Annotated in this window: 30 protein-coding genes; 22 read left to right on the top strand and 8 right to left on the bottom strand. The window is 36.2% G+C overall.

Features of this window, described 5'->3' with window-relative positions:
• Positions 1 to 640 precede the first annotated feature (640 nt).
• Positions 641 to 1,249, top strand: coding sequence for a YpjP family protein (locus BFM98_RS06390; protein WP_036080766.1), 609 nt, complete (start codon positions 641 to 643; stop codon positions 1,247 to 1,249).
• 360 nt (positions 1,250 to 1,609) lie between these two features.
• On the opposite strand, the gene BFM98_RS06385 is transcribed toward BFM98_RS06390, so the two are convergent.
• Complete coding sequence (locus tag BFM98_RS06385) at positions 1,610 to 3,112, bottom strand: SH3 domain-containing protein (protein WP_066036868.1); 1,503 nt, start codon at positions 3,110 to 3,112, stop codon at positions 1,610 to 1,612.
• A 452-nt stretch (positions 3,113 to 3,564) separates the two neighbouring features.
• Here BFM98_RS06385 and BFM98_RS06380 point away from each other — a divergent pair, with 452 nt between their 5' ends.
• Positions 3,565 to 3,915: a hypothetical protein gene (locus BFM98_RS06380; protein WP_066036867.1), complete on the top strand. Its 351-nt coding sequence runs from the start codon at positions 3,565 to 3,567 to the stop codon at positions 3,913 to 3,915.
• A gap of 302 nt (positions 3,916 to 4,217) precedes the next feature.
• Positions 4,218 to 4,763, top strand: coding sequence for a hypothetical protein (locus tag BFM98_RS06375; RefSeq protein ID WP_139111219.1), 546 nt, complete (start codon positions 4,218 to 4,220; stop codon positions 4,761 to 4,763).
• A gap of 631 nt (positions 4,764 to 5,394) precedes the next feature.
• Here BFM98_RS06375 and BFM98_RS06370 read toward each other — a convergent pair.
• Positions 5,395 to 5,832, bottom strand: coding sequence for a carboxymuconolactone decarboxylase family protein (locus BFM98_RS06370; RefSeq protein ID WP_066036865.1), 438 nt, complete (start codon positions 5,830 to 5,832; stop codon positions 5,395 to 5,397).
• A 14-nt stretch (positions 5,833 to 5,846) separates the two neighbouring features.
• On the bottom strand, positions 5,847 to 6,488 hold the full coding sequence (locus BFM98_RS06365; RefSeq protein WP_066036864.1) for an FMN-dependent NADH-azoreductase: 642 nt from the start codon (positions 6,486 to 6,488) through the stop codon (positions 5,847 to 5,849).
• A gap of 172 nt (positions 6,489 to 6,660) precedes the next feature.
• On the opposite strand from BFM98_RS06365, the gene BFM98_RS06360 reads away from it, so the two are divergent.
• Positions 6,661 to 7,161, top strand: coding sequence for an RrF2 family transcriptional regulator (locus tag BFM98_RS06360; protein ID WP_066036863.1), 501 nt, complete (start codon positions 6,661 to 6,663; stop codon positions 7,159 to 7,161).
• A 147-nt stretch (positions 7,162 to 7,308) separates the two neighbouring features.
• Here BFM98_RS06360 and BFM98_RS06355 read toward each other — a convergent pair whose 3' ends face one another.
• The gene (locus tag BFM98_RS06355) at positions 7,309 to 7,722 is read right to left on the bottom strand and encodes a gamma-type small acid-soluble spore protein (protein ID WP_066036862.1); all 414 of its coding nucleotides are present in this window, start codon (positions 7,720 to 7,722) and stop codon (positions 7,309 to 7,311) included.
• A 194-nt stretch (positions 7,723 to 7,916) separates the two neighbouring features.
• Here BFM98_RS06355 and BFM98_RS06350 point away from each other — a divergent pair, with 194 nt between their 5' ends.
• The 4 genes from BFM98_RS06350 (at position 7,917) to BFM98_RS06335 (ending at position 10,493) form a co-directional block, all read left to right on the top strand.
• On the top strand, positions 7,917 to 8,813 hold the full coding sequence (locus BFM98_RS06350) for a TetR/AcrR family transcriptional regulator (protein ID WP_066036861.1): 897 nt from the start codon (positions 7,917 to 7,919) through the stop codon (positions 8,811 to 8,813).
• Positions 8,814 to 9,152: 339 nt separating this feature from the next.
• Entirely contained in the window at positions 9,153 to 9,467 is a 315-nt protein-coding gene (locus tag BFM98_RS06345; protein WP_048394610.1) for a hypothetical protein, read from the top strand.
• A 48-nt stretch (positions 9,468 to 9,515) separates the two neighbouring features.
• A complete protein-coding gene (locus BFM98_RS06340) occupies positions 9,516 to 9,962 on the top strand; it encodes an HTH domain-containing protein (protein ID WP_066036860.1) in 447 nt (148 codons plus the stop codon).
• Positions 9,963 to 10,118: 156 nt separating this feature from the next.
• On the top strand, positions 10,119 to 10,493 hold the full coding sequence (locus BFM98_RS06335; RefSeq protein WP_066036859.1) for a hypothetical protein: 375 nt from the start codon (positions 10,119 to 10,121) through the stop codon (positions 10,491 to 10,493).
• A gap of 82 nt (positions 10,494 to 10,575) precedes the next feature.
• On the opposite strand, the gene BFM98_RS06330 is transcribed toward BFM98_RS06335, so the two are convergent.
• Entirely contained in the window at positions 10,576 to 11,229 is a 654-nt protein-coding gene (locus BFM98_RS06330; RefSeq protein WP_066036858.1) for a FusB/FusC family EF-G-binding protein, read from the bottom strand.
• Between the two features lie 1,066 nt (positions 11,230 to 12,295).
• On the opposite strand from BFM98_RS06330, the gene BFM98_RS06320 reads away from it, so the two are divergent.
• Positions 12,296 to 12,943, top strand: coding sequence for a class I SAM-dependent methyltransferase (locus tag BFM98_RS06320; protein WP_066036856.1), 648 nt, complete (start codon positions 12,296 to 12,298; stop codon positions 12,941 to 12,943).
• Entirely contained in the window at positions 12,933 to 13,916 is a 984-nt protein-coding gene (locus BFM98_RS06315) for an HD domain-containing protein (RefSeq protein ID WP_066036855.1), read from the top strand. The genes BFM98_RS06320 and BFM98_RS06315 overlap by 11 nt, the downstream gene beginning before the upstream one ends.
• A 15-nt stretch (positions 13,917 to 13,931) precedes the next feature.
• Here BFM98_RS06315 and BFM98_RS06310 read toward each other — a convergent pair whose 3' ends face one another.
• Positions 13,932 to 14,228: a hypothetical protein gene (locus tag BFM98_RS06310; protein WP_083225253.1), complete on the bottom strand. Its 297-nt coding sequence runs from the start codon at positions 14,226 to 14,228 to the stop codon at positions 13,932 to 13,934.
• A 187-nt stretch (positions 14,229 to 14,415) separates the two neighbouring features.
• On the opposite strand from BFM98_RS06310, the gene BFM98_RS06305 reads away from it, so the two are divergent.
• The 10 genes from BFM98_RS06305 to thrS all read left to right on the top strand — a co-directional run bounded on the left by BFM98_RS06305 (position 14,416) and on the right by thrS (position 20,999).
• Positions 14,416 to 14,898, top strand: a complete 483-nt coding sequence (locus BFM98_RS06305) for a hypothetical protein (protein ID WP_083225252.1) — start codon at positions 14,416 to 14,418, stop codon at positions 14,896 to 14,898.
• A gap of 86 nt (positions 14,899 to 14,984) precedes the next feature.
• On the top strand, positions 14,985 to 15,383 hold the full coding sequence (locus tag BFM98_RS06300; protein ID WP_036219134.1) for a MarR family winged helix-turn-helix transcriptional regulator: 399 nt from the start codon (positions 14,985 to 14,987) through the stop codon (positions 15,381 to 15,383).
• Positions 15,383 to 15,730, top strand: coding sequence for a DUF3147 family protein (locus tag BFM98_RS06295; RefSeq protein ID WP_016993931.1), 348 nt, complete (start codon positions 15,383 to 15,385; stop codon positions 15,728 to 15,730). The genes BFM98_RS06300 and BFM98_RS06295 overlap by 1 nt, the downstream gene beginning before the upstream one ends.
• Before the next feature lie 15 nt (positions 15,731 to 15,745).
• Positions 15,746 to 16,231 carry a GNAT family N-acetyltransferase gene (locus tag BFM98_RS06290; protein ID WP_066036853.1) on the top strand — a complete coding sequence of 162 codons (486 nt, stop codon included), beginning with the start codon at positions 15,746 to 15,748 and terminating at the stop codon, positions 16,229 to 16,231.
• A gap of 47 nt (positions 16,232 to 16,278) precedes the next feature.
• The gene (locus BFM98_RS06285; protein WP_054549271.1) at positions 16,279 to 16,743 is read left to right on the top strand and encodes a hypothetical protein; all 465 of its coding nucleotides are present in this window, start codon (positions 16,279 to 16,281) and stop codon (positions 16,741 to 16,743) included.
• Positions 16,744 to 16,866: 123 nt separating this feature from the next.
• Positions 16,867 to 17,373, top strand: a complete 507-nt coding sequence (locus BFM98_RS06280; protein ID WP_066036852.1) for a hypothetical protein — start codon at positions 16,867 to 16,869, stop codon at positions 17,371 to 17,373.
• 121 nt (positions 17,374 to 17,494) lie between these two features.
• Positions 17,495 to 18,091, top strand: a complete 597-nt coding sequence (locus BFM98_RS06275; protein WP_066036851.1) for a hypothetical protein — start codon at positions 17,495 to 17,497, stop codon at positions 18,089 to 18,091.
• Between the two features lie 11 nt (positions 18,092 to 18,102).
• Positions 18,103 to 18,459, top strand: a complete 357-nt coding sequence (locus BFM98_RS06270; protein ID WP_054549268.1) for a hypothetical protein — start codon at positions 18,103 to 18,105, stop codon at positions 18,457 to 18,459.
• A gap of 14 nt (positions 18,460 to 18,473) precedes the next feature.
• A complete protein-coding gene (locus BFM98_RS06265; protein ID WP_048394522.1) occupies positions 18,474 to 18,704 on the top strand; it encodes a hypothetical protein in 231 nt (76 codons plus the stop codon).
• Positions 18,705 to 19,082: 378 nt separating this feature from the next.
• A complete protein-coding gene (gene thrS, locus BFM98_RS06260) occupies positions 19,083 to 20,999 on the top strand; it encodes a threonine--tRNA ligase (protein ID WP_066036850.1) in 1,917 nt (638 codons plus the stop codon).
• Positions 21,000 to 21,123: 124 nt separating this feature from the next.
• On the opposite strand, the gene BFM98_RS06255 is transcribed toward thrS, so the two are convergent.
• Both BFM98_RS06255 and BFM98_RS06250 read right to left on the bottom strand, forming a co-directional pair.
• Positions 21,124 to 21,594, bottom strand: coding sequence for a hypothetical protein (locus tag BFM98_RS06255; RefSeq protein WP_066036849.1), 471 nt, complete (start codon positions 21,592 to 21,594; stop codon positions 21,124 to 21,126).
• Positions 21,595 to 21,766: 172 nt separating this feature from the next.
• Complete coding sequence (locus BFM98_RS06250; RefSeq protein ID WP_004230265.1) at positions 21,767 to 21,937, bottom strand: aspartyl-phosphate phosphatase Spo0E family protein; 171 nt, start codon at positions 21,935 to 21,937, stop codon at positions 21,767 to 21,769.
• 518 nt (positions 21,938 to 22,455) lie between these two features.
• On the opposite strand from BFM98_RS06250, the gene BFM98_RS06245 reads away from it, so the two are divergent.
• Both BFM98_RS06245 and BFM98_RS06240 read left to right on the top strand, forming a co-directional pair.
• On the top strand, positions 22,456 to 23,010 hold the full coding sequence (locus tag BFM98_RS06245) for a hypothetical protein (RefSeq protein ID WP_254659994.1): 555 nt from the start codon (positions 22,456 to 22,458) through the stop codon (positions 23,008 to 23,010).
• The gene (locus BFM98_RS06240; RefSeq protein WP_066036848.1) at positions 23,003 to 23,560 is read left to right on the top strand and encodes a histidine phosphatase family protein; all 558 of its coding nucleotides are present in this window, start codon (positions 23,003 to 23,005) and stop codon (positions 23,558 to 23,560) included. Before BFM98_RS06245 ends, BFM98_RS06240 begins: the two co-directional genes overlap by 8 nt.
• The last annotated feature ends 23 nt before the right edge of the window (positions 23,561 to 23,583 follow it).

Below are 23,583 nucleotides of genomic sequence, written 5' to 3'. Positions count from 1 at the left end.
TGCGCCTTAAGTAGTGAGGTGTAAAATGATTATTTTTGGGGGAGTTAGGGAAGAAAGTGATTAGTTGAAAGAAATTGTACAGTAAAAATTTATAATTTAAATAACTTTTCAAATTCTTCTTCTTAATTTATGTTTTTCGACCTATATAAAATAATAGTCTTATCTGAAATTAATTTACCTTATTAGAAATTAGCTTTATTTATTTTAGCTATTTACTAATTTAATTTAAAATTTTGCTTAACGCGCTGCCAAGTATTAGTAATATTATATTAGCCCCAACAAGCCCCAACATAGTCCCAAAACGAGCCCCAACTGTGTGCATTATTTTGCGTTACTATGCATTGTAAAGAAAAATGAAAAACCCCAAAAGCTGCATATAACAGGCTTTTAGGGCTTTGTAGGGTACATATTACAAAATAAAAAAATTAGTCCGTGAAACATAAAGATGATAAGTAACCTAACATTAATAAAAGACCAATACCCATTGCGATGCTCATGCTTTGTACCTCCTTTAAAAAAACGACACATTATTCATAAATATTGTACAATGAATTATAGAAATATGAAACCTTTTAATGGCGAGAACGTATATAATAATAGGAGAATTACCAATTTGTACATAAAGAGTAGGTGACAATAAATGAAAACGTGGGTTAAGAAAAGTATAGTCATCATGGTTGCGTTTTTAACATTTGGTTTAATAACGCCTACACATGAGATTTGGGAAGCATTTGATCAAAATCCTTCGAACCGTGCATCTATCGGCCCTTCATCAGGGACAAGCACTGCTTTAGCGGCTGAGCATGATGACAGCAGTGACGAGCAGCTACAGATACAAGAGGAAGCGATTGATTATAATGCCTTACTGGTGGATGCAGCTAGAGAACAATCGTACATAAAATTTGGCACAAAAATTGGTCCAAAAATTAGCAATGAATTCGACAGCATCATCTTCCCAAAAATGGAGGAAGCTATTGCAATGACAGTGGCTAATCTTGATGATCAAACTGCTGCATCTTTAACCATCTCTGAAAGGCCAAGTGGTAATTACGGTGAGAAAATTTTCAATGTCATCAACAATGAAACAGGCACAGATTTAATTCGTTTCCATGTGCGCACAGAAAAAAGACCGCAGGAAGGCTACTACTACAACTTCCATTACCACAGTGTCGAGGACAACTTCATGGCACACAACAACCTTGGCGATATCTATTGGGAAAAAAACACACCACCTAAGTGGTTGTCATAATAAGTACGAAACACTCGTTTACATGACGAGTGTTTTTTTGTGAATATCTCAGCGTTTGTAAAATGTCATTGAGTTATAACTTTTAATTTTTCAGAGTGGGGGAGGTAGGGGAAAGCATGTACCCTAAAAAGTACCCCAAACTCTTAAGTTTTTGATTTTCTTAGATTTATCAATTGAATTGTAGCGATAGCTGATATCAATAGCTACATTGAGCACTCTCGATTGAAGGTGCTTTCCATCAATATGAACAGGACTTTTGTTTATGATTGATTACCCTATATGCAAGTCCTTTTGTTATGCTTTCACAGCCTCTCCCGTAACTCCACATAGGGCTTTATAGCACCACTTATAGATAGCAATTTATTTATTGAATATTTGCTCATAACGGTGGAAGAATGCCACAGCGTGCGCTCTTGTTAGAGAATCATTTGGTTTAAACTCTGCATCCGTTTTAGTAGTTGTTAAGTCGAAGTCACGTAGAAACTGGATGGCTTCTGGCTGAGATACTGTTTTTCCATAATGCATAGATGCTAGGATACGAGCAAAATTACCACGTGTGATGTCTTTGACAGCATATACCTGTTTAGACGTTGATATACCACCAAGCGTTGGTAGAGCGTACTTACTTGCTAGTTGATAGTTTACATCTGCACTCCATGAAGAACTAGGTTTTGTTGAAGCTAATTCATCAGACTTAAAGTAACGGAAAAGTACAGATAACATCTGATTTTCTGTTAAATTCGTGTTTGGTTTCAGTAAGTTTTCGTATTTCTTTGTTGCAGGGTTGTATACGTTTGGATAACCGCTGATAAGTCCTTTGTTTACTGCCCATTGAAAATCCTCTGCCCAGTACTGGTCTGCCTTGTAATCAGCGAACTTTGATACATCTATACTACCTACTGGAGTTGTAGGAGTTGTAGGTGTTGAAGCTGAGTAGTTTAAATAACTTGATGCTACATACCCCTCTGTCCCGTCATTTCTTTTCACAGGATACCAAACAAAATGGTTTTTCTTCGTTGATACGGCTTCATATTCAAAAGGGCCCGTAATGGTAACAATTTCGCCTTTACGTAAAGTACCCATAGAAGGACTATCCGTAGTAGGTTTTGTCCTAACTGTTACATTAGTTGTTGCATTAACTTTTTGATTTGTTTTAAAAAAGTACTTTGATTTTGTTAAAGGTAAATCAAAATCATAGTTCATCGCTGAAAATTTAATATTTTCCCTGCTGTTAGAGTCATATTGAAAATGTTCGCGTGTAAAAGGCAGCTCTGTTAAGTCTATTAATTCTAATCTCTCAATAATTTGGAGAATTTTTTCTTGATAGGCATTTGCATTTCTTTCCCCAGTTGCTTGGACAAATGGACTATTTACCGGCTTAGTACCGTTATAAGCCATGATAGCGAAGTACCAATGTTCCAATATATCTCTTTTCCCACCGTTGATGCTAGGCAAATCCTTACGCTTAAACATATCATCTAGAGTCTCCACACCAGCTCGAATATTATAGACAATATCGCTTTTTAGTCTATCTTGATTGTAGTCAGCTTGATTGGTAATTTGCATAATGCCAATTCCATTATCAGCTGTCACAATCGCTTTACCATTCATATCGAAATGACGCCAATTTCCACTTTCACCTTCCGCTATTGCCTTCACAATTTCAGGAGGAACATTATAACTCAGTGCTGTTTCGGTTAACAAACAGTTCATTGTGGAATAATCAGGGTTGACCTTCGATGCCGAATCATACTTACATGTATTTGCAATATCATTAGCTAATACATTTTTATCTATATTTATAGTTAGAGAGAGGGCACCAATGACAATACCACTAATCAATGGTTTCAATATCTTTTTCATATCTGGTTATTACACTTCCTTTCATATTTTCCAAAGTTAAAAGATTCAGATATATGTTATCATAAACCCAATATTTGGGATAGGGGTAATATTCAATGTTTCTTTCATTTAACAGGGTAGAGTGATAAATGATAGTCCTAACATATGATTCGGGGAAAGGGGTGTTAGTGTAACAAAATCTGTCATTTGGAGTATATGTATCAGTAAGTCAGCCGAATCTGCTTCTACGGGTTTTTATATTCATGCAGATTATAGTAGGTGGAGTCGTATATATGGTGACAAATTATAAAGAAGTAAAATACAACGTTGCTGGAAAATTTTTTCAACAACTTATAAAAACTATCCATAGGCTGATAGAACTTATGAAAAAATATTATATGAATACTAAAAAATAAAAAGATGCAAAAGAAGATTTGGTTAATACCCTCATCTTCTTTGGTGGAGGAACAAATATGATAAAAAGATCAATTTTGTTATTTTTAGTTACTTTCCTTCTGTTAACTGGGTGCAATGAACGAAATCAAGACAATATTTCTTTCCCTGTATTTAATTGGAATGGTCATAATTATATTGTTACTAATGAACCGATCCCAAATGATAAAATAGAAGAAAAAGTCGGAGAAATAAAAGAACAAACAACAGATTTACCTACAAAACACGAAGAGGGTTACAGGCTGAATACCGGAACGAATATATATAAAATAAGGGCTGTGGAAATTACGAATGATATTGATAGCAATATGGCGATAGAGATAGAAGAAGGTGAATATAGAGTAGCGAGAATAATTGTTGACATAAAATAATAGTATTTAGCTTATGCCATTTGATGCTCATTTTTGGAGAAAAAGTTACACACCTATAATATTTTGATAAATTAAAGGATTCACATACACAAAAAAACTCAAACCATTTTTGTCTGAGTTTCAGTACAAAAGGTATTGGTTAAACGAAATATGCTGATTGATGAAACAGCTAAATGACTGGGATGGACTTAGTATTTATTAAAAGGAAAAATGTCATGGGCAAACTCCTATCTTATGTACAAACGAATATGACCTAAAAAACATAAAATATTCTAATCGAAATAATAGAAGTGAGGATACATTTGTCTAATAATCATGGATTCAATAAGCTTTGCAATGATTGCGAGGGATGTGAAGACTGTAAAAGTTTCTCCAAGTTTAGGGTTTCTAGTTGTCCCAATGTGCCAACTCAAGAAGAACCAGTACAATTTATCCCAGCTTATGGTTCAATATATAACGTAGCTGGAGGAAATCCTACTATTGATCCAAATGTTAATTTCGACACAGTCGGACCTTCCAGTGGAACAACACCAAGTACAATTGATGATTCTATTACTGTTAATAGTCAAGGGGTATATACTGTTACGTTTACAATTGAATTAAGAGCAAGTTCAGGAGGCATATCGAATAATATTATTTTCCGCCTCTCTATAAATGGGACTCCTCTTGCAACAAAACAGATTGAATATCAAACCTTTGTAACTGCTGCTAATATTGAAGTAGATTTAGTATCAAGAACAGACCAATTAGCGTTAAACCAGGGTGATGTTATACGAGTTGCCATAGTAAGTTCAACGGGAGTCATAACTTATGATAATGCTGCATTGGTAGTAACAAAAGTTGCATAGGTTAATCAAATACAATGAACTATGCGATATAGTGAATTACGTTAATAAACGGTGTAAATTGATATTATTAAGTTTTATCAAAAGTATACGAAATACGCTAATCAAATTTCCATTACAAAATAAACACGTTCACTGTACGTGTATGTTGGAAACAAGTGAAAGACCACTCAATATTTAACCCCAATCTTAATAAACTTGCAAGAATTTAAAAAGCCTTAAAAACCTACACAGCACCTAAGTGGTTATCATACTAATTACGAAACACTCGTTTACATGACGAGTGTTTTTTGTGCGAAAAAACAATACTGAGAGAGGTAAGTGAAAGTATGTACACTAATAATTTTCTAAGATTGCATGGTCATAGAAGACATTTAACAGGAAATAATTATAGCCCCTGCCTTCTGCCAGTATTTCAAAAGGCAAGGAAAAGGAAGAAATCAGTCGCTTGATGGAGGAATGTGGGATTGAATTTGTCTTTTCTTGCGCTTCCCCGGGAAATTTTTTTATTTCCTAAACAAACATTTGAACATTTTGTTAAAGGGAGATAGGGGGGACTGCCAAATGAAAGTACGACTCAAATTGATATCCAACTACTATAAGAAAAATAGCTACCTGTTAAGGCAGCCATTTATTATTCCGCAACATTGCCCATAGCAATAGAAATTCGATTCCAACTGTTAATTTGATTAATCAAGATAACCAAATCGACATAAGCCTTTTCATCAAAATGCTTGCGCACACGCTCATATAATTCATCAGGAACGCGTTTTTTTGGAATAAGCGTAATATGTTCCGTTAATTCTAATGCTACTTTTTCAGCATCTGAATAAAAAGTACATTCTCTCCAAGCGCTAATGCAGTATAAGCGCTGTTCAGTCTCTCCCATTTTCTTCGCATCAGCAGTGTGCATGTTGATGCAATAGGCACAGCCATTAATTTGAGAAGCTCTAATTTTAATAAGCTCACGAAGCTTTCTCTCAATACTACTTTTTTTAGTGTATTTTTCCATTTCCATCATTATCTTCATAGCATCTGGTGCAATTTCATAATAATTCATACGTTGTGTCATTGTGAATCCCTCCATTATTTATTAGCTAATTCAACTGATAATTGATCCGCTTGATAAAGTGCATTTTGCAAGACATCTTCTGTATTCAATAAGGCTGTTCCTTGGACACGAAGAATATTAAAATCTTCTATTCCAAGAAAGGCAAACATTGATTTAAGGTATTTGTAGGAATACTCCACTTCGGTATACCAATCGCCATTTGTATAAATTGAACCACTTGCCTGTATGATGATCATGCTCCTTCCATCATTTAATAAGCCCACAGAACCATTTTCCGTATATTTGAATGTTTCTCGCGCAATTAGAATGTTATCCATATAATCCTTTAGCTTTGAAGGAATATTAAAATTATGCAAAGGCATTACAATTAAATATTTATTAGCACTTTTAAATTGAACTAAAATTTCATTCATGCGTTCCAAAACTTCATTTTCTTCGTGTGTTAAAGGATCTCCATTTCGTGAATGTTCCCAGCCACTTAAAACAATTTTATCTATCATCGGAACAACGTTTTCATATAGATTAATTTGCTCAATTACTTCATCATCCTGTTTATTTTCTTTGTATGTCCCTAGAAAATGATCTAATACTTGAAGGCTCAAAGATGTCTTTGACTCCACTTCAGGGTGTGCATTTATCACAAGTAGTTTACGCATAAAAATCCTCCAGTTAAATAAAGTTGTTACTAATCGTCGATTAATTTAATCGTTGATTAATTTTGTCTACAATATACGCTTTTCATTTTCGTTTGTCAATCTCATTCATTTATGTATAGCTAAAATGTGTTACTATCATGGTAAGCAAAATGTTTTTTAAGAGGGTGAAATAATGAAATATAGTGTGATGGTTGAATATGCCCTACACAGTCTTGTTTATTTAATTGATGTACCAAAAAATGAAAGTATAGGAATAAAGGATTTATCAGAATTTCAAGGATTATCGGAGACCTATCTTTCAAAAGTTTTAGGGAAATTGTCCAAGGAAGGCATTGTTAGTTCGGTATCTGGTGTTAAAGGGGGTTATCGACTCAATAGAAAACCTGAAGATATTACATTTTGGGATGTTGTACGAGCTGTTGAAGGTGAAGATCCGATATTTCAGTGTAAGAATATTAAAGCGAATTTTGCTTATCAAAATAAAAAACAAAAGTGTGAGTCTTGTTCAAGTCAATCGAACTGTACGATCAATAGTGTCATGCTGGAAGCGGAAGAACACATGCGAAATTATTTAAGAAGCAAAACGATAGCGTGGTTAGAAGAAGAATTACTTAGGATTCTACCAAAGGAGCAAATAGAAGAAGCAAAAAATTTTTTTAAAAAAACAAATTGATAACTTGAATCGAATCATTTTGAATGTATGTAAATTCGGTTTACCTGAATGAAAATCTAAAGCGGGAATTTTATCCTGAAGGAATTAACCAAAATTGTGAAAAACAAAAAACCGGCAAGGATGCCGGCTGCGGATGTTGAATAAAAGCTATTTTGAATTATTTTCGTTAGCAAATTTACCAGAAGCAAATTTTTTGTTTGCTTCAGCTTGTTGAATTTGTTGTCTGATTTGGTTAACATCAGTTTCATTCCCAAATTCAACGTTCGTTGACTTCATTGCATTCATAGAACCAGAAGCCTGTTGCTTTTTAGCTTCAGCTTGTTGAATTTGTTGTCTGATTTGGTTAACATCAGTTTCATTCCCAAATTCAACGTTCGTTGACTTCATTGCGTTCATAGAACCAGAAGCCTGTTGCTTTTTAGCTTCAGCTTGTTGAATTTGTTGTCTGATTTGATTAACATCAGTCTCGTTCCCGAATTCAACATTCATTGAATTCATTGCGTTTGGAGCTGCATTAGGAATTTTTGAGTTGAAATTTTGGTTGTTGTTATTATTCGCCATTAAATATCACCTCCTGAAAAGTAGTGTGTGCAGAAGGTTTTTTACTATCCATACATTTTAGAAAAACCTAACCGATTTGGACTGGCACTACAGAGTGAGGACCTCTAGTATCAAATTTGCATAGTTTAAGAAATCTAGTTTTCCTAGTATAATTGTAGTAAGTTCGTTATTGTGTTTAGAGATTGGAGAAATGTATGAAAGATCGTAAACAAATCGTTATCGAATCAACATTACAATTATTTACTGAAAAAGGGTATCAGCATACATCGGTTCAGGATATTTTAGATAAGGCAAATATTTCGAAAGGTACATTTTATAATTATTTTTCATCTAAAAACGAATGCCTGAAAGCCGTATTAGAGCAAAATCGTCAAGAGCGAAATGTTTTAAAAGAGGAAATTTTAGTTGGTAAGAAAAAAGATGATGTAGACGTTTTAATTGAACAATTAATCGCCACATTAAAAATTAAAGAAAAATATAATTTAATGCCATTATTTCGAGAAATCTCCTTTTTGCATGATGAAGAGCTGCAAGAAATTCTTGCGGAACATCGCTTTCATGAAATCACCTGGTTAAAAAACAGATTCTATGATATTTATGGAGAAGAAGGAAAGCACTATTATTATGAGTGTGCGGTCGTCTTTTTTGGCACATTCCAATATTTATCTTTTTATTGGAATTTGGCTACTAATATGACGATAGATCTAAAAAAAGTGGTTACTCGGTCATTGAAATATGTAGAAAGTTTTCTGCCAGAAATGATTAAGAGTGGAGAAATTCTATTAGAGCCACAGGAAATGTTTTTATTAGAAAAGGATCTAGCCTATAAGTCCATTACTAGTAAAGAAATACAAGAGAAATTAGAGAAATTTTGTAAAAAAATCTCGACAATCGAACTTCCACAAAAATCACTCGAACTCTCTAGCTTGCTTTTGGATGAAGTGAAGAGAGAAACACCCCGCATGAGTGTTTTAGAGATCATGCTACAGCCATTTCGTGCTTCTTTCGCTGAAACGATTTATAAATATGAAGCTGAAGAAATAGCCAACCTTTTCTGGCTCTTTATGAAGATGAAAAACAGCAAGTCATAAATGAATGATTGAATAACTAGACCAGCTTTTTAGCATAAAGTTGGTTTTTTCTTTTGTATTCGCTGGCTATTAATACTAGTGAGGGCATTAAGTTTTTTCACTCTTTTGTCAGTGAATATAAAGCGGAAATAATAAAAGTATACATTTCCCACCAATTATACTTTGTTCTATAATTCCTACCCAATTCATGTTGAAACCGTATTAAGACACAACAAGTAAGCTCACCATAGACGACAATACATTCTCGGTTTAAGTGAATTACTAATTCAGGAAGTGTTATAATAATTTTACAGATTGTGGAGGTGGAGAGAGCTGGTGAAGGAAATAAGAGAACTATGGATGATTACATTTAAAATATTTTTAGAATTAATAAGAATTATTATCCTTTTTTCCATTATTGGATGCGTGATGTGGGGAGGCGCCAGGCTTATTTATACCTCTTTTGGAATAAATGTTGATGGTTCATACGCTGGGTGGCTGGGGGGAATCGCCATATATAGTTTATTGTTTGTCCTCTATCGTAATAAACTGCAGTTTTCGGGATTTTATAATGGTCCATATCGCCAAAAATTATCCCCTACAACCACTACCATTTTTATTACGATTTCCGTTTTTTTATTAATACTGCCACTTTTTTGGCGTCCTCATTTTTAATATAGTTTCATTTGATACATCAAAAAGAATGAAAAGAGGGTTACTACTGTGAAAGAATGGAAGGATAGGGCAGAAGTATCTTTTGTCACGGATATTTCCCGATTCGATTACCTGAGACAGCAAATTCAAGAAGTGGCTGAAAAATTCAGTTTCAATCATCAGCAACTTGCGAAAATATTTGATTTACCAATGAATGAGCTGGATAGTTTATTGAATAACAAGGGCAGCATCACGACGGAGCAGCTAGATAAGATTGAACGAAAAATAGTTATGTTATGTGTTGGCTTTGAAGGCTTTGATGCAAGGGAAAGAGCCGCATTGCTTTTGAATGACCTCATTAAGGAATACATGTTTTCAACGGCTAGTGTCGCGAAAATGATTCATGTAGAGGAAAAGGACTTAATCGATTTTAGACAAGAGATATCGATCGATAAGAACGTAGAATTGAAAATTTGCGTGAATAGTATCATGCTTCATTTTGTATTACATGACTAATGACAAGCCCTGGTATTTTGGACTAAATCATTCACGAAGGAAGAAAAAAAATCTTCTCTTCTTCGCTGGCATTCTTCATCACTTCCACGATTTCCTTCATACATAGTAATGATGAGAACCACACACATTAACTTCAAAAAGTATGGGGGTTCCAAAATGAAAAGTGCCAATAAAGTGTATGTGCTTTTATTTATCGTAGTTTTCTCATTTTCAACCGTATATGCAGAAGAAAATAAGGAAGGTATTCTTGTATACCATGTGAAATATGATTATGAAGCTATAAGTAAATTTTTGGGCATGACCGTGCAGGAATACGACCAAGAGTGGAGGAAAGGTCTTTCGATTGCAGAGATGGCGGAGAAAAAAGGAATTGCTAGAAGAGATGTAGAAGGCTATTTTTATCAATTTCATTATGAAGAAATGCAAAAATGGCGAAAAAAGGGTGTCATGACGGAGAAACACTATTTCCATCTTGTGTACGGATTAGCCGATGAAATAGAGGAATTTATTGATCGTAATCCCAACCGATAACATTTCTCTATACCCTAAGAGTAATTCTTTTAAAGTTTAAAGGCAGAAATGTTGCTTGCACAACATTTCTGCCTTCGTTCATTTATTTTTGTGTAATACGCTCGAAAAACTCCAGTGTTCTGTTCATATCCGTAACATGTTCATTGCATGTTTGACTATCTGCACAAATGTAATTACTGTGGTTGGTAAACGTGCCTACCACCTGTCCTTTAATGGACGTAGTAAATAGGCCTACATCTGAATGGCGATTACAGATAGCGCAAATGCCGCGAACCGTGTTATTGGCAAATATCCCTTTGATCCCTTTTAGCTGCCCATTTTGCTCAAGGACAACATACTTTCGATGTGTGCCAGCATCATCCCAAGCAAGATAACAAATTTGCTGAAAATCGAGTGCTTCTAGATTTGGTAGCTTGAGCTTCTTTTCTTTTTTAAATAAGGCTTTAAGCGTACTAGCGGTCACCGGCTTGAACGGGATGACATATGGTTTTAATTGCTCTAAAAATGCATCACCTTGTGCACGATCTGTGACAGCAAAAAGCTGGTCTATCAGCATTGTTTCTGCTGCTGATAATGCTAATTTTGTTGTTACCTCCGTATCAACAAGGCCACGTACCGCTAGGATAACGTTTTTATCCTTTGTTGTTGTCAGTGCATGTAAAATTTTATTTAATTGCTGTTCTAGTAAATGATAATTGGCAACCGTTAAAAACGGCTGAATTTTTTGTTGTTCCATTTGAAATCTCTCCTGTTTATTAGGCTATTTGATTACTTTTTGGCCTAAAGAGATCATTCAATTTCTGTTAGTTTATAACTTAATCTTGACCTCTTTGACCTAAAGAAGTCGTTCTAGAGCATGCATTACAAGTGAATGCGATCATTTAGATCCCTCCTTTAAAGGAAACGTTGATTTATATGGGTTTACATGAGGTTTTATAATAGGTTGAATTAAATAGGCAACCAATTTACATTAATTTGTTATAAATTATAAGTGTCTATAGATATAGTAACATGTGATTGCCCTAATTGCTCTTGAATTGTTTTGAAATTACTCCCTTTACAATGGTATAAGATGCAAAGGTTCATGCAAATTTATTAGACGAAATTGTTTGTCTATAATCAACATTTCCATCTTCATTATATGTAGGACACAATTTATTTTTCTTTTGATAGGCTAATTTTTGTAATCTTGATGTATAAGAATTAGGATTGTTTAATTAATTTTAATGAACTAATTATATTTCTACCATAAAAAAGAATAAAGTAAATTAGTGTAACATTTATAAAGAAATAAAGTATATTAAAGTTATTTTGAGTAATGCCATTTTTAGTAAATAGAGCAATTGCGGATGATAACTCATTCTCACCGATGTAACTTATAAAGGGGAATGGGGCTCCAAATCTGTTAGAACCAAAAGATGCAAAGAAAATGGACATTAAGCTCATTATAATGCTAATCCATAACAACGCCTTTTTGTTTGTACCTTGCATTAAGTCATCTCCTTTTATATTTTAACTACCCAGTATTATAATATAGTAAAAAGTTGAATGTGGTAATATTTTGGTAATTTATAATAAAATATTATCCAGAATGTTTATTGTAATTTTTATACATATTGATATTATAACAGCTTATGAAAATTTGAAAATTGATAAAGCATTGTTTATTTTCTGAATTGTTGAAAAGGTAATAAATTGGTATAATGGACTGAATTGGTTAATGAAGGGGGATTTATGATGAAACAGATGACTGAACGTAAATTAATGAATGCTTGGAGAATTTATACATTGTAGGAGGCACTATGCTATTAAATAAAGAAGGTTTTGATTTATGGGCCGATGGATACGACCAAACGGTACAACACAGTGAGGAAAAGTATCAATACCCATTTGCAGGCTATAAAGCGATTTTAAATAAAATTTTCAATGAAGTGATGGCTGTTCCCGCTTCCACAGTTTTAGATATTGGCTTTGGAACAGGGGTATTAACGGCGAAGCTTTATGAACAGGGGCATTCGATTTATGGCTTTGATTTTTCTGCGAACATGATTGCCATTGCCAAGGAAAAAATGCCAGAGGCTCACTTAATGGAGTGGGATTTAATGAATGGCTTGCCACAGGAGCTATTACAGCAGCCCTATGATGCGATTATTAGTACGTATGCGCTCCATCATTTTACAGATGAGCAAAAGTCTTTGTATATCACACAATTATTACAGCACCTATCACCAACAGGGAAAATTTTAATTGGCGATGTAGCTTTCCAGACAAGAGAGCAGCTGGAGCAATGTCGTCAAGATAGCAAGGGATACTGGGACGAGGATGAATTTTACTTTGTCCATGAGGAGCTAAAGGTTGCCTTACAGGAAATTTGTGAGTTAACATTTTACCCACTATCGCATTGTGGTGGAGTCTTTGTGATTAGTCGGAAGAATATAAATGCTGATTAGTGACCCCTTATATGGGGAGTTCGAGATAGATGGTTTGTTAGATGAATTGATTGTAAGTAAGCCAGTTCAACGCTTAAAGGAAATTCATCAGGCTGGGGCAGGCTTTCTAGTAAATAGCAGGTGGACTATTTCAAGATTTGAGCATTCTGTAGGTGTCATGCTGCTTATTAGACAGCTTGGCGGTTCATTGCAGGAGCAGGTGGCAGGCTTATTACATGATGTGTCCCATACCGCTTTTTCCCATGTGGTGGATGTTGTCCTTGAAAATGAGGCGGAAGATTACCATGAAGCGATATTCATGGATGTTATCAAACAGTCTTCGATACCTGCGATTCTTGAAAAATATGGCTACGAGGTAGAGAACATACTAGATACATCCAGATGGTCGTTACTTGAACAACCTGCTCCAGCATTGTGTGCGGATCGTATAGATTATACATTAAGAGATATGTATTTTTATGGAATTTTAGCCTTGGAAGATATCCAAAAATTTTTACAGGACTTATTCGTTTTTCAGGGGAAATTGTGTGTTAAAACGATTGAACGTGCAGAATGGTTTGTAAAAATTTATTATCAGGAAGTGTTAGATTTTTTCTTGCACCCTTTAAATATCTATGCGACAAGTTCGTTAGCGCATGTATTAAAGCTGTCACTAGCAAAACAAATTCTAACGCTTGAAGATTTCCTAAAGACTGATCATGAGGTATTGCAGCAGATGAAGGCTTCACATGATCGAGACGTTCAAGCTCTTGTACAACAATTACATGAAAATGTAGAGGTAAGAGAAGAACAAGCGAATTATGACATTCATTTTCGCAATAAAGTGCGACTCATCGATCCAGCTATCTATCATCAACAGCGACTATGGAAGGCGAGCGAGGTATCTAACTATGTCATAGCAATGAATGTCTCTGCTTTGGAAAGGTTTGAGCAGGGTGTTTATGTGAAAATAATCAATGAGGAGCTGTCATAGGGCAGCTCCTTTTCTTTAGGCAAACATGGATAAAATATATTTGCCAGAAAGCATAAATAGGGCATAGACAGCGAGCGCGCTCATAACAGAGATGCCTGGTTTAAACCAGCTTGTTAGGAGGAACGTGAGCACGGTAAATAACAGCATGCCAACCGCTCCAAATACCGTGTTTTGAAGAACAGTATGAAAGGTATCTTCTTTCATATTTTTCATTTGCATGCCCATATTAATGAGCGTCAATATCGGTAAGGCCGTAATAATACCTGATAAAAATAAATACTTAGATTGGCTAAGTAGTAGCGCTAGCACCATGATTGTGCCACCTACTAAAAAATAGAGAAAGTATAACATGGGATGCCCTCAATTAAATTCAGAATAGAGTAATAATACTGTAGAACGTAAGTGTTCACAAGTACCCATTGATACTATTTAGCAAGAAGCGCAGAAAGATAGATGTTTATGAAAAATAGATAGAATTTTTGGGAGGGGGTGAGTAATAATGTCCATTCTATCCTTTATGCTTTTATATGTAGTAGGCATACCAATCTCTACTCTGTTGCATGAAATTGGGCATGCATTGGGTGTTATAGTATGTTCAAAGGAACGAGCCCATGTTTATTTAGGTGCAAAAAATCTTCCTGAAAACTTGCGTATAGGTCGTATACATTTCCATATTCGATGGGGATTGTTTGGCTTCTGTACCCCACAAAAAGGGAGTAGCTTAACGCGCAAGCAGTCGCTCGGATTTATAGCGGGTGGTCCTATCATGACTTTAGCAGTATTACTTTTTGCCAGCTATCTAGCCCGTTATTTTGCTGCTTATGCAGGGATACACTATTTTTTCAATAGCCTTTTTTATTTGAATACTTTTCAATTTCTTGCAACAGCAGTCCCGCTAATTTATCCAAAATGGTATAAGCCCTATGCAGGTTTACCCTCAGATGGCTATCAGATGCTAAGCTTACTGAAGAAAAATATCTGAAAATAAAAACTTTAACGAGGTCACTTTTAATATATCGTTGTATACGATATAATCGTTTTGAACGATATATTAAAGGGGTTATTACAATGATTAAAGATATAAATGATTATTTTACAACGATATTCTATCATCTACATACAACCCATGAAGATGTTATTTCCCATCAGAGTGTGCGTATTTTGCAAATGATACAAAAGGAAGAGGAAGTGACGGTGCGTGATATAGCAGGGTTACTAAATATTTCTCCTAATACGGCATCAGAGCATGTGAAAAAGCTAGAGCGTCATGGCTGGGTGATGAAGGAGCGTGCAAGTGACGACCAGCGTAAGGTCATGCTACATTTGACAGCAGAAGGGCTACAAGTGTTGAAGAAAAACTCGGAGCTAGATGATGATAAGCTACAGCATGCACTTAATCAGCTAACTGAGCAGGAACAGCAAGCCATTCTACAGGCGTTTCGACGTCTAAGTGAGGTGGCAAAATAATGTATACATTCTTTAAAATTTTGAGTTCAGCAGCCATCATTGGCGTTGTGACGGAGGTTGCACGACGATTCCCTACCTATGGAGGAATTATTGCTGCGTTGCCATTGGTGAGTATTTTAAGCATTATTTGGCTGACAGTGCAAAGTGAGTCGAGTGAGCATATTCAACGCTTTACGGTAGGCGTTATCGTTGGCTTGCCCGCAACGATGTGCATGCTATTTGTGATTTACATGGCGATGAAATCCTCTGTACATATTGTACTAGCTATTGGACTTGGTGTGCTATCCTGGGCTGTATTTTTAGGCATACAAAAAGCGATTGCAGGGGTTTTTCATATTTCCATTTAAGAAGGAGTTTATAAAATGACGATTATTGCCATACATCAACTACCAAAACGAACTGTAAGCGAATTTTTTCAGGAACATTGGGGTACGACAGAGATGGTCATTTCCAGTGGCATTTATGATTGTAGTGAATTAGCGGGCTTTGCTTTTATGAATGAGCAACAAATGATGATCGGTTTAATCACCTATATCATGCAGGAAGAGGACTGTGAAATCATTTCGTTAGATAGTACGGTTGAGGGGAAAGGTATTGGTTCTGCTCTTGTGAAAGCAGTAGAACAAGCAGCAATGGAGCAGGGCTGTACAAGCATATCACTTATTACAACAAACGATAATTTGCATGCATTGAAATTCTATCAAAAACGAGGCTATTGTTTAATAGAAATACTGCGTAATGCAGTGGAAAAAGCAAGAGCCTATAAGCCTTCTATCCCACTCATTGGTAATGATGGTATTCCAATACGAGATGAAATACGTTTACAAAAACAACTTGACTGTCAATAAGTCAGGTTGTTTTTGTTATACTAGTTGGGAGGAAAGAGAGGGAAAGTATGAAAAAAATACTATTTATTTTAGTACTGAGTGTGCTAGTGGTCGGGGCAATCTTTATGATTTATCTCAAGAGCAATCCACCACTTGTTATTCAAAGCTATAGCAGCAAACAAGGCAATGAAGCAATCAAAATCATCGCACTTGAAAATACAGGGCTGCGTGAAATTAAGCTAAAGCAAATACTGGTGAATGATCAGCGTCCTGATAACACGAAGCTTGTAATAAGTATGTCAGAACCTTTTGAGGCGGAAACAAAGCTAGAGGGAAATGATCAACTATCTTTTCATAAATTAGCACAGCGAACGATCGTACCTCAAAGATACATAAATCAACAAGCTATTGGCGAGCAGCCACAGCATTATGCAGTACAAGTTCTAGCATCTAACAACCAGAAAGTAACGATACACTATGAATACTTAAAAATACCTTTTACGCTTACAGTTGAGCTTCAAGCCAACAAATAATCACTTTTTGTCTTATCCTTTATGCCTGTGTCAATTTCTAAGATTGTTTGGTGAAAAGCTCCTATCCCTCCTAGAACATGGTAATATTGTATTAACAGCAATTGTGATACTAGGAGGGACCTAATGGCATTTATCATCTTGGGTATAGTACTATTTATCTGTGTTATCACTGTGACATTAGTGTTTATGAAAAAGCTTTTAAAAAATGATATTATGCTTGAAGTGACAGCCACTTGTGAAGGAAAAAATGAAGACAATCAAGCGATTATGAAGATATATTTTAGGTATTCCATTGGACGTCTTGCCAGAAGGAAACGAGAAATGATAGGCAGTATTGAATGGTCTGAAGGGTGGATGCCTGTCAGCTATAATTTAAAAGAACATGGCGTGTATGATGAAGAACGACTTCTGTTTGCAACGAATGAGCAAACGTATTCCACCTTTGAAATCAATGCGACGAATGCGCTTGATGAGCAAGGACGTGGAGAGGGCTACGTGGTCCTTGTATTGGAAAAGCCAAATACCTCTCATATGTCCCGAGCGGGTGTTATTCTCGCTGTGACAGCCAATATGGTTACATATCAATTATCAGACTCGACTAGCTGGCACAATGATATGCTAGCGAACTAGCTATCCAATGTATTGGATAGCTTTTTTTGTATTTACAAGTAAAAATAGGCTGTTTATGGAACCAATTGCGGAAAATAACGTATAGAAAGAAGAAGGACTTGCAGGAGGAAGGAGGATATAGATGTCCGAACAACATAGCAAATACAATGATTCAAGGCTTGTCACAATAGATGAGCAAATATGTGCACTTTTGCAGCAACGAAAAGAGCAAGCTGCTCTTACTCCAGGCTTGCCTTCGGATGATACCATTTCGAAATGGGCACAGCAATATGGTTTCGATGATACTTTTTTAGCGTTGTTCTTCCAGTTGATTAAATCAGAAAAATACTATACTTCAAAGGTAGAACCTTCAGGCTTCCGTCACTATATCCCTGTATTGAAAACGGTAACAAAGGGAGAGCGTTTGTATACGGTTTCTTATGTTCGTCAATATGACAATGCAAGTGTGGTGCAATTATTAATCGATTGGGATGAGCAGCAAGAACCTCAGCTAACGATTCAGCAAAAATTAGAACGAAAACATTTTGGTCTATACATTGATGCGTCCTATGAATGCCGAAGTAAAGGTACAGGTGGCTCAAATGGACATGAAAGCAGTACGTATGTGGTGACACCACCCTTGCCAGATGATTTAAGGGGACTTCATTTTGTTTTTACAGAATACGAGGATGCCTTTGAAGAAAAGCCGACAGGGTGGGCTATCACCATACAAGGTTAGGGGGATATTTAATGAAAAAATGGATGTTTCCACTTGCCCTCATCATCCTATTGACAGCTTGTCAAAGCCCCAAGCAGGAGATACATTATATCGCCAAAAGTGAACATTGGAAAGCCATCTATCATAGTAATGGTGAGGTGGGCTTACGCTTATTTTATCTGGGAGATGATGATGATTTGGGGCCTTTAGAAATTACAATTGAGGGGACAAAAGAATCCCAAAATTTAAGTGATGTTCAGTTAAATAAAGATGGCTATTATTCCTTCACAAAAAAAGAAAGTGAGAAAATCTTTAAACGAGAAACAAAGCCAATGATCCATGTAGAATGGCAATCTGAAGATGAGACCTTAGAAGTGAAAAATCATTAGGAGATAATAATAAAATGCGAATTGAACAGCGCGAAGATATAGTGATTATTGATGGGCTAGAAATCATCGGTACGATTCAAAAAAATCAACAATGCCCGAGTTGTCAAAATTCCATCATCTATGATGACACGTTTGATAGTTATTTTTGTGCGATGTGTAATGAGTGGCAAGAGGAGGCATGTGATGACCCGCATTGTCACTATTGTGTTCAACGTCCAGAACGCCCATTGCAAGTCCGTCGCTAAATTTTTTTCTTTTTTAGTGTTTGACAAAGAATTCACTATTCGTTATAGTAATTAACAATTTCATACAAAATGAAATGGGCAATGATAAGGACAAGAGATGCGATTAACCATTTATAGAGAGGGGGGCCTTGGCTGCAAGCTTCCTAATGTCGTACTCCCATCTTACTACCTTGGAGCCGTGCTTGGAAACTTGCACCGTTTTTTGCGGCGTTACAGCAAAATCAATGAGCCACTAGCTTATAAACTAGTGGGAATTTGGGTGGAACCACGGGTAATCAACACATACTCGTCCCTTCTTAGGGGCGGATATGTGTTTTTTTTATCTACACAATTATGCCAAGGTGTAATTGATTTTATTACTAAAAGGAGTAGAGAAACATGTCAAATCAACGTATTCACATTCAATTTCCAGATGGTCAACAACAAGCATTTACTAAAGGTGTGACACTAACCGATATTGCACAAGCGATTCGTCCAGAGCTTCGTAAAAAGGCAGTCGCAGGGAGTGTTAACGGAACCATCATTGATTTGACGCGCCCGATTATGGAAGATGCACAAATTACATTGTACGATGCAAGCTCAAAGGAAGGGATCGAGGTCATTCGCCATTCTACGGCCCATTTATTAGCTCAGGCAATTAAACGACTTTATCCACATGCACAATTTGGAGTAGGACCAGTCATTGAAAATGGCTTTTATTATGATATAGATATTGCTGATACACTGACACCGAGTGATTTACAGCAAATTGAAAAGAAAATGAAACAAATTGTACAGGAAAATATCCCGATTCATAGACGCGAGGTTTCACGTGAAGAAGCAAAGCAATTATTCGCCCATGATGCGTTAAAGCTAGAGCTGTTGGAGGCAATTCCTGTAGATGAGCTAGTTACGATTTATGAGCAGGGAGATTTTTATGATTTATGTCGTGGTCCACATGTCCCGTCTACAGGCAAATTACAGCATTTTAAATTAATGCATGTGTCAGGCGCTTATTGGCGAGGCGATAGCAAGAATCAAATGCTTCAGCGTATTTATGGCGTTGCCTTTGCTACAAAAGAGGAACTGCGCGATCATTTTATCTTCTTGGAGGAAGCAGAAAAGCGAAATCATCGCAAGCTAGGTAAAGAGCTATCGTTATTTATGTTTTCAGAGGAAGCACCTGGCATGCCCTTCTATTTAGCCAATGGTCAAATTTTACGCAATGAACTGGAATCGTATTTGCGACATTTACAAGCAAAATATGACTATAGGGAAGTACGAACACCGCTGATGATGAACCAACGCTTATGGGAGCAGTCAGGTCACTGGGATCATTATAAGGACAATATGTATTTCACACAGGTGGATGACCAAAGCTTTGCCTTAAAGCCGATGAACTGTCCTGGGCATATGCTGATCTTCAAAAATGCCTTACATTCCTATCGGGATTTACCTATACGTATGGCAGAATTTGGGCAAGTGCACCGACATGAATTTAGTGGCGCCTTGAATGGTCTGTTACGTGTACGAACTTTTTGTCAGGATGATGCCCATATTTTTGCAACACCACAGCAAATTGAGGATGAAATTGCACTGGCCTTAAAGATTATAGATGAAGTGTACAACGTCTTTGGATTTGCGTATACGATTGAATTATCGACACGACCAGATGATTATATGGGTGATTTGGCACTGTGGGATCAAGCAGAAGCAGCACTTGAAAATGTCCTAAACAATTTAGGTATTGCCTATACAATTAATGCAGGGGACGGGGCTTTCTATGGACCGAAAATTGACATCCATATTAAAGATGCGATTCAGCGCAGTCATCAATGTGCAACGGTTCAGCTTGATTTCCAGCTACCAGAGAAATTTGATTTAACGTATATTAATGAGCACAATGAAAGGGTGAGACCTGTTGTCATCCATCGTGCAGTGTTTGGCTCAATTGATCGCTTCTTAGGTATTTTAATCGAGCATTTTGGCGGAGCATTCCCAACTTGGCTGGCACCACAGCAAGTCCAAGTGATTGGAGTAGCTGAGGCACATCAAGGCTATGCCAAGAAAGTTGTTGAAGCTTTACAACAAGCAGACATCCGTGTGCAATTAGATGATCGCCAAGAAAAGCTCGGCAAAAAGATACGAGAAGCCCAATTGCAAAAAATACCATATATTGTGGTTATCGGTGATCGTGAGGTTGCCAACCGAACTGTAGCTGTTCGCAGACATGGTCAGCAAAATTCCACTGATAAGTCACTACAGCAATTAATAGAAGAAGTCACAACAGCCATTCAACAAAAAAGTTTAGCTTAATTCAAGTAAAGAAAGCTTGCGATGAATGTTCGTCATTCATCGCAAGCTTTTTAATTGTTAAGAAATTTTTACTTCTATTTTTTTGAAATGACTACTAGAATCTACATGGTGTGCATACAATGAATTAAAGGTGCTTGGAACTTTCTTGAAAATGCGAATGTCCCAGTATTACTTCTTGTGTTTCAGCGTCGATGACAAGAAATTTGCGATAAGATTCATCGGTATTGTGCTGAAAGGATGCTAAAAAATAAACTTGTCGATTGGGATGAATAAAAGTATGTTGAGAGAGGTCTATTGTTTTCTGTTTACCATCTGTTTGTAAATAAAAACGTTTTGTCGCATTTGCTACATCTTTAAAAGCCATCTTTTGACGAATATTCAATGAAGCATTGGTATATTCCTCATAAATCGCACGATTAAGCTGCTGATAAAATGTGTCCTCATCACGAAACGATTGAAATTGGTTGTTTGGGTATTGATATAGTGTATTTATTTCAGTTGGTGTGCAAAGTGTGGGTGATGTATGGTCTACTGAATGTTGAGGTGGCAATAATATTTTGGAAACAACCATAAAAGTTAAGATGAATACGTGCATCATTCAACCTCCAAATGTTTTCTTATCAAAAACATCGCCTACTTTTTCATTCTCTATACATTCTGAGAAATGGCTAGGTGAATGCATGTATCATCCCCGATAAAACCAGCCAATAAAACATGGCCTGGCTTTATCATATCTATACTTTCTTCTATTATATGCCTCGTTATGATTAGGAAGCTTGTGCTTGTTTTAAATATCTATTAAGTAAGACATCCAATTCTTGACTGTAATCTACTACAATAGGGTGGGTGAAACCAAGATCCTTTGCTTTTTTATACATAATTCTTCGTTTGATCTCAATTTCCGCCTTCAAGAATTGTTTAAGTAATAAGTTAACCAAGATATTTTCCTCCTAATTTTTTATCCATATTCTTGAAATAAATTTTTATGACCTCGATTCAACTTTTTCATTGTATATCACTTATATTAAAAAAAATGTCACATTGTGTATCGTTTCTTAAATTCGTAATTTAGTCATAGATAGGGTACTTCATCCTATTTAGCCTGGTTGAAAATTTTTATATATTATAGATAAAAATTACTGTAAAATTCCCCTTTTATAGAAATTAATATATGACTTAAAACCCTATTCATGTGCTGGATAGGGTTATTCACGTTCTTTGTTTTAGAAAATATTAAGGGGAAAATGGAGAAGTCTTAAGTCTTTTATACTAAGAAAAAAGTTGTGATTAGAGATTGAATTTTCCGATAATTAATCACAGAATTCATATCTTGTCACATTTTAGCAAATTCCCTTTTTTGTTGTTTAGAAATGGGGACATTTCATTGTCTATGGTGAAATGTTGAGAATTTTTGAAATTAATGGAATAATGGATGGTAGATGAGGTGATGTAGCGCATGGTGAAAAAACTGGTTTCCATCATTGCTTTTTTAAGTTTACTAACGGCATGTGAAAGGGAGAAGCCCTTACAGGAATCGACCATTGTGTATGACATGGATACGACATCGACATCCACTGAATTTAGCTATGTAGCCGATTTATCTTTGGAAAAAAGAGAGGCCTATCAAGCATTTTTAAACGATGGAGAAATTCGTCATTTGCAGACCTTTTCGCCAGAGGAAATGCTGCTAATTATGTTTGATTTAGTGGAGGAACCTCGTATGGATGCATTGTATGCGATTACTTACAGCAATGATGCATTCCCCACAAAAGAATTGTTTGAGCAATACTATACGGATTCACTTGCAGGTGATTTGCTTGTTACCTATTTCATGTATAGATTTTATGATCGAATAGTGATTAATGAATCGAGCACCCCTGATTTACAGGTCGTTCAACTGGAAATTTCCGTTGGGAGTCAGCGCTACATAAAAACATACGCCCTGCAACAGCAAGAGGGGATTTGGAAGGTTCATTTAGCTAAAGATCAAAGAGGAGAAACAGATGACTGAAATTTATTTTGTTAGACACGCACATGCTCATTATTCAGAGGATGAATATCATCGTCCACTATCTGCTCAGGGACAAAGGGATGCAGAGTGTGTCACAAATCTTTTGAAGCATCAACAAATCGACGCAGTTTATGCTAGTCCTTATCGTAGAGCCATTCAAACAGTGGAGGGGATTGCACAGACTCGTCTTTTACCCGTTCAAACGATAGATGCTTTAAAAGAAAGACAACTTGCTACTGGGAAGCTGGAGGATTTTCATGCAGCAGTTCAACGGGTGTGGCAGGAGCCAAGCTTTGCATGGGCAGGTGGGGAGTCCAATCAACAGGCAATGGCTCGCGCTATTCCAAGTTTGCGAAACATCCTTCTCACGCATCCACAGGAGTCTGTCGTTATCGGTACACATGGCAATATCATGGCATTGATGATGCAATATTTTGATGCCCAGTACGATTATGCATTTTGGCAAACGTTAAGTATGCCAGATATCTATCGATTAACATTTCAAGGGCTATCCTTACAGGAAGTAACACGCGTGTGGCAAGAGGACTGAACAAAAAAAGAGATACTACAGCA

The sequence above is a fragment of the Lysinibacillus sp. AR18-8 genome (genome assembly GCF_001705465.1).
Taxonomy (GTDB): Bacteria; Bacillota; Bacilli; order Bacillales_A; family Planococcaceae; genus Lysinibacillus; species Lysinibacillus capsici.
The sequence above is the reverse complement of the archived record's forward strand: the minus strand, read 5'-3'. Positions and strand labels throughout refer to the sequence as shown.

Excerpts from the sequence above, each read along its gene's own strand:
- BFM98_RS06390 (WP_036080766.1), top strand. The coding sequence starts at position 641 with ATGAAAACGTGGGTTAAGAAAAGTATAGTCATCATGGTTGCGTTTTTA.
- BFM98_RS06385 (WP_066036868.1), bottom strand. The coding sequence starts at position 3,112 with ATGAAAAAGATATTGAAACCATTGATTAGTGGTATTGTCATTGGTGCC.
- BFM98_RS06380 (WP_066036867.1), top strand. The coding sequence starts at position 3,565 with ATGATAAAAAGATCAATTTTGTTATTTTTAGTTACTTTCCTTCTGTTA.
- BFM98_RS06370 (WP_066036865.1), bottom strand. The coding sequence starts at position 5,832 with ATGACACAACGTATGAATTATTATGAAATTGCACCAGATGCTATGAAG.
- BFM98_RS06365 (WP_066036864.1), bottom strand. The coding sequence starts at position 6,488 with ATGCGTAAACTACTTGTGATAAATGCACACCCTGAAGTGGAGTCAAAG.
- BFM98_RS06360 (WP_066036863.1), top strand. The coding sequence starts at position 6,661 with ATGAAATATAGTGTGATGGTTGAATATGCCCTACACAGTCTTGTTTAT.
- BFM98_RS06355 (WP_066036862.1), bottom strand. The coding sequence starts at position 7,722 with ATGGCGAATAATAACAACAACCAAAATTTCAACTCAAAAATTCCTAAT.
- BFM98_RS06350 (WP_066036861.1), top strand. The coding sequence starts at position 7,917 with ATGAAAGATCGTAAACAAATCGTTATCGAATCAACATTACAATTATTT.
- BFM98_RS06345 (WP_048394610.1), top strand. The coding sequence starts at position 9,153 with ATGATTACATTTAAAATATTTTTAGAATTAATAAGAATTATTATCCTT.
- BFM98_RS06335 (WP_066036859.1), top strand. The coding sequence starts at position 10,119 with ATGAAAAGTGCCAATAAAGTGTATGTGCTTTTATTTATCGTAGTTTTC.
- BFM98_RS06330 (WP_066036858.1), bottom strand. The coding sequence starts at position 11,229 with ATGGAACAACAAAAAATTCAGCCGTTTTTAACGGTTGCCAATTATCAT.
- BFM98_RS06320 (WP_066036856.1), top strand. The coding sequence starts at position 12,296 with ATGCTATTAAATAAAGAAGGTTTTGATTTATGGGCCGATGGATACGAC.
- BFM98_RS06315 (WP_066036855.1), top strand. The coding sequence starts at position 12,933 with ATGCTGATTAGTGACCCCTTATATGGGGAGTTCGAGATAGATGGTTTG.
- BFM98_RS06310 (WP_083225253.1), bottom strand. The coding sequence starts at position 14,228 with ATGGTGCTAGCGCTACTACTTAGCCAATCTAAGTATTTATTTTTATCA.
- BFM98_RS06305 (WP_083225252.1), top strand. The coding sequence starts at position 14,416 with ATGTCCATTCTATCCTTTATGCTTTTATATGTAGTAGGCATACCAATC.
- BFM98_RS06300 (WP_036219134.1), top strand. The coding sequence starts at position 14,985 with ATGATTAAAGATATAAATGATTATTTTACAACGATATTCTATCATCTA.
- BFM98_RS06295 (WP_016993931.1), top strand. The coding sequence starts at position 15,383 with ATGTATACATTCTTTAAAATTTTGAGTTCAGCAGCCATCATTGGCGTT.
- BFM98_RS06290 (WP_066036853.1), top strand. The coding sequence starts at position 15,746 with ATGACGATTATTGCCATACATCAACTACCAAAACGAACTGTAAGCGAA.
- BFM98_RS06285 (WP_054549271.1), top strand. The coding sequence starts at position 16,279 with ATGAAAAAAATACTATTTATTTTAGTACTGAGTGTGCTAGTGGTCGGG.
- BFM98_RS06280 (WP_066036852.1), top strand. The coding sequence starts at position 16,867 with ATGGCATTTATCATCTTGGGTATAGTACTATTTATCTGTGTTATCACT.
- BFM98_RS06275 (WP_066036851.1), top strand. The coding sequence starts at position 17,495 with ATGTCCGAACAACATAGCAAATACAATGATTCAAGGCTTGTCACAATA.
- BFM98_RS06270 (WP_054549268.1), top strand. The coding sequence starts at position 18,103 with ATGAAAAAATGGATGTTTCCACTTGCCCTCATCATCCTATTGACAGCT.
- BFM98_RS06265 (WP_048394522.1), top strand. The coding sequence starts at position 18,474 with ATGCGAATTGAACAGCGCGAAGATATAGTGATTATTGATGGGCTAGAA.
- thrS (WP_066036850.1), top strand. The coding sequence starts at position 19,083 with ATGTCAAATCAACGTATTCACATTCAATTTCCAGATGGTCAACAACAA.
- BFM98_RS06255 (WP_066036849.1), bottom strand. The coding sequence starts at position 21,594 with ATGCACGTATTCATCTTAACTTTTATGGTTGTTTCCAAAATATTATTG.
- BFM98_RS06245 (WP_254659994.1), top strand. The coding sequence starts at position 22,456 with ATGGTGAAAAAACTGGTTTCCATCATTGCTTTTTTAAGTTTACTAACG.
- BFM98_RS06240 (WP_066036848.1), top strand. The coding sequence starts at position 23,003 with ATGACTGAAATTTATTTTGTTAGACACGCACATGCTCATTATTCAGAG.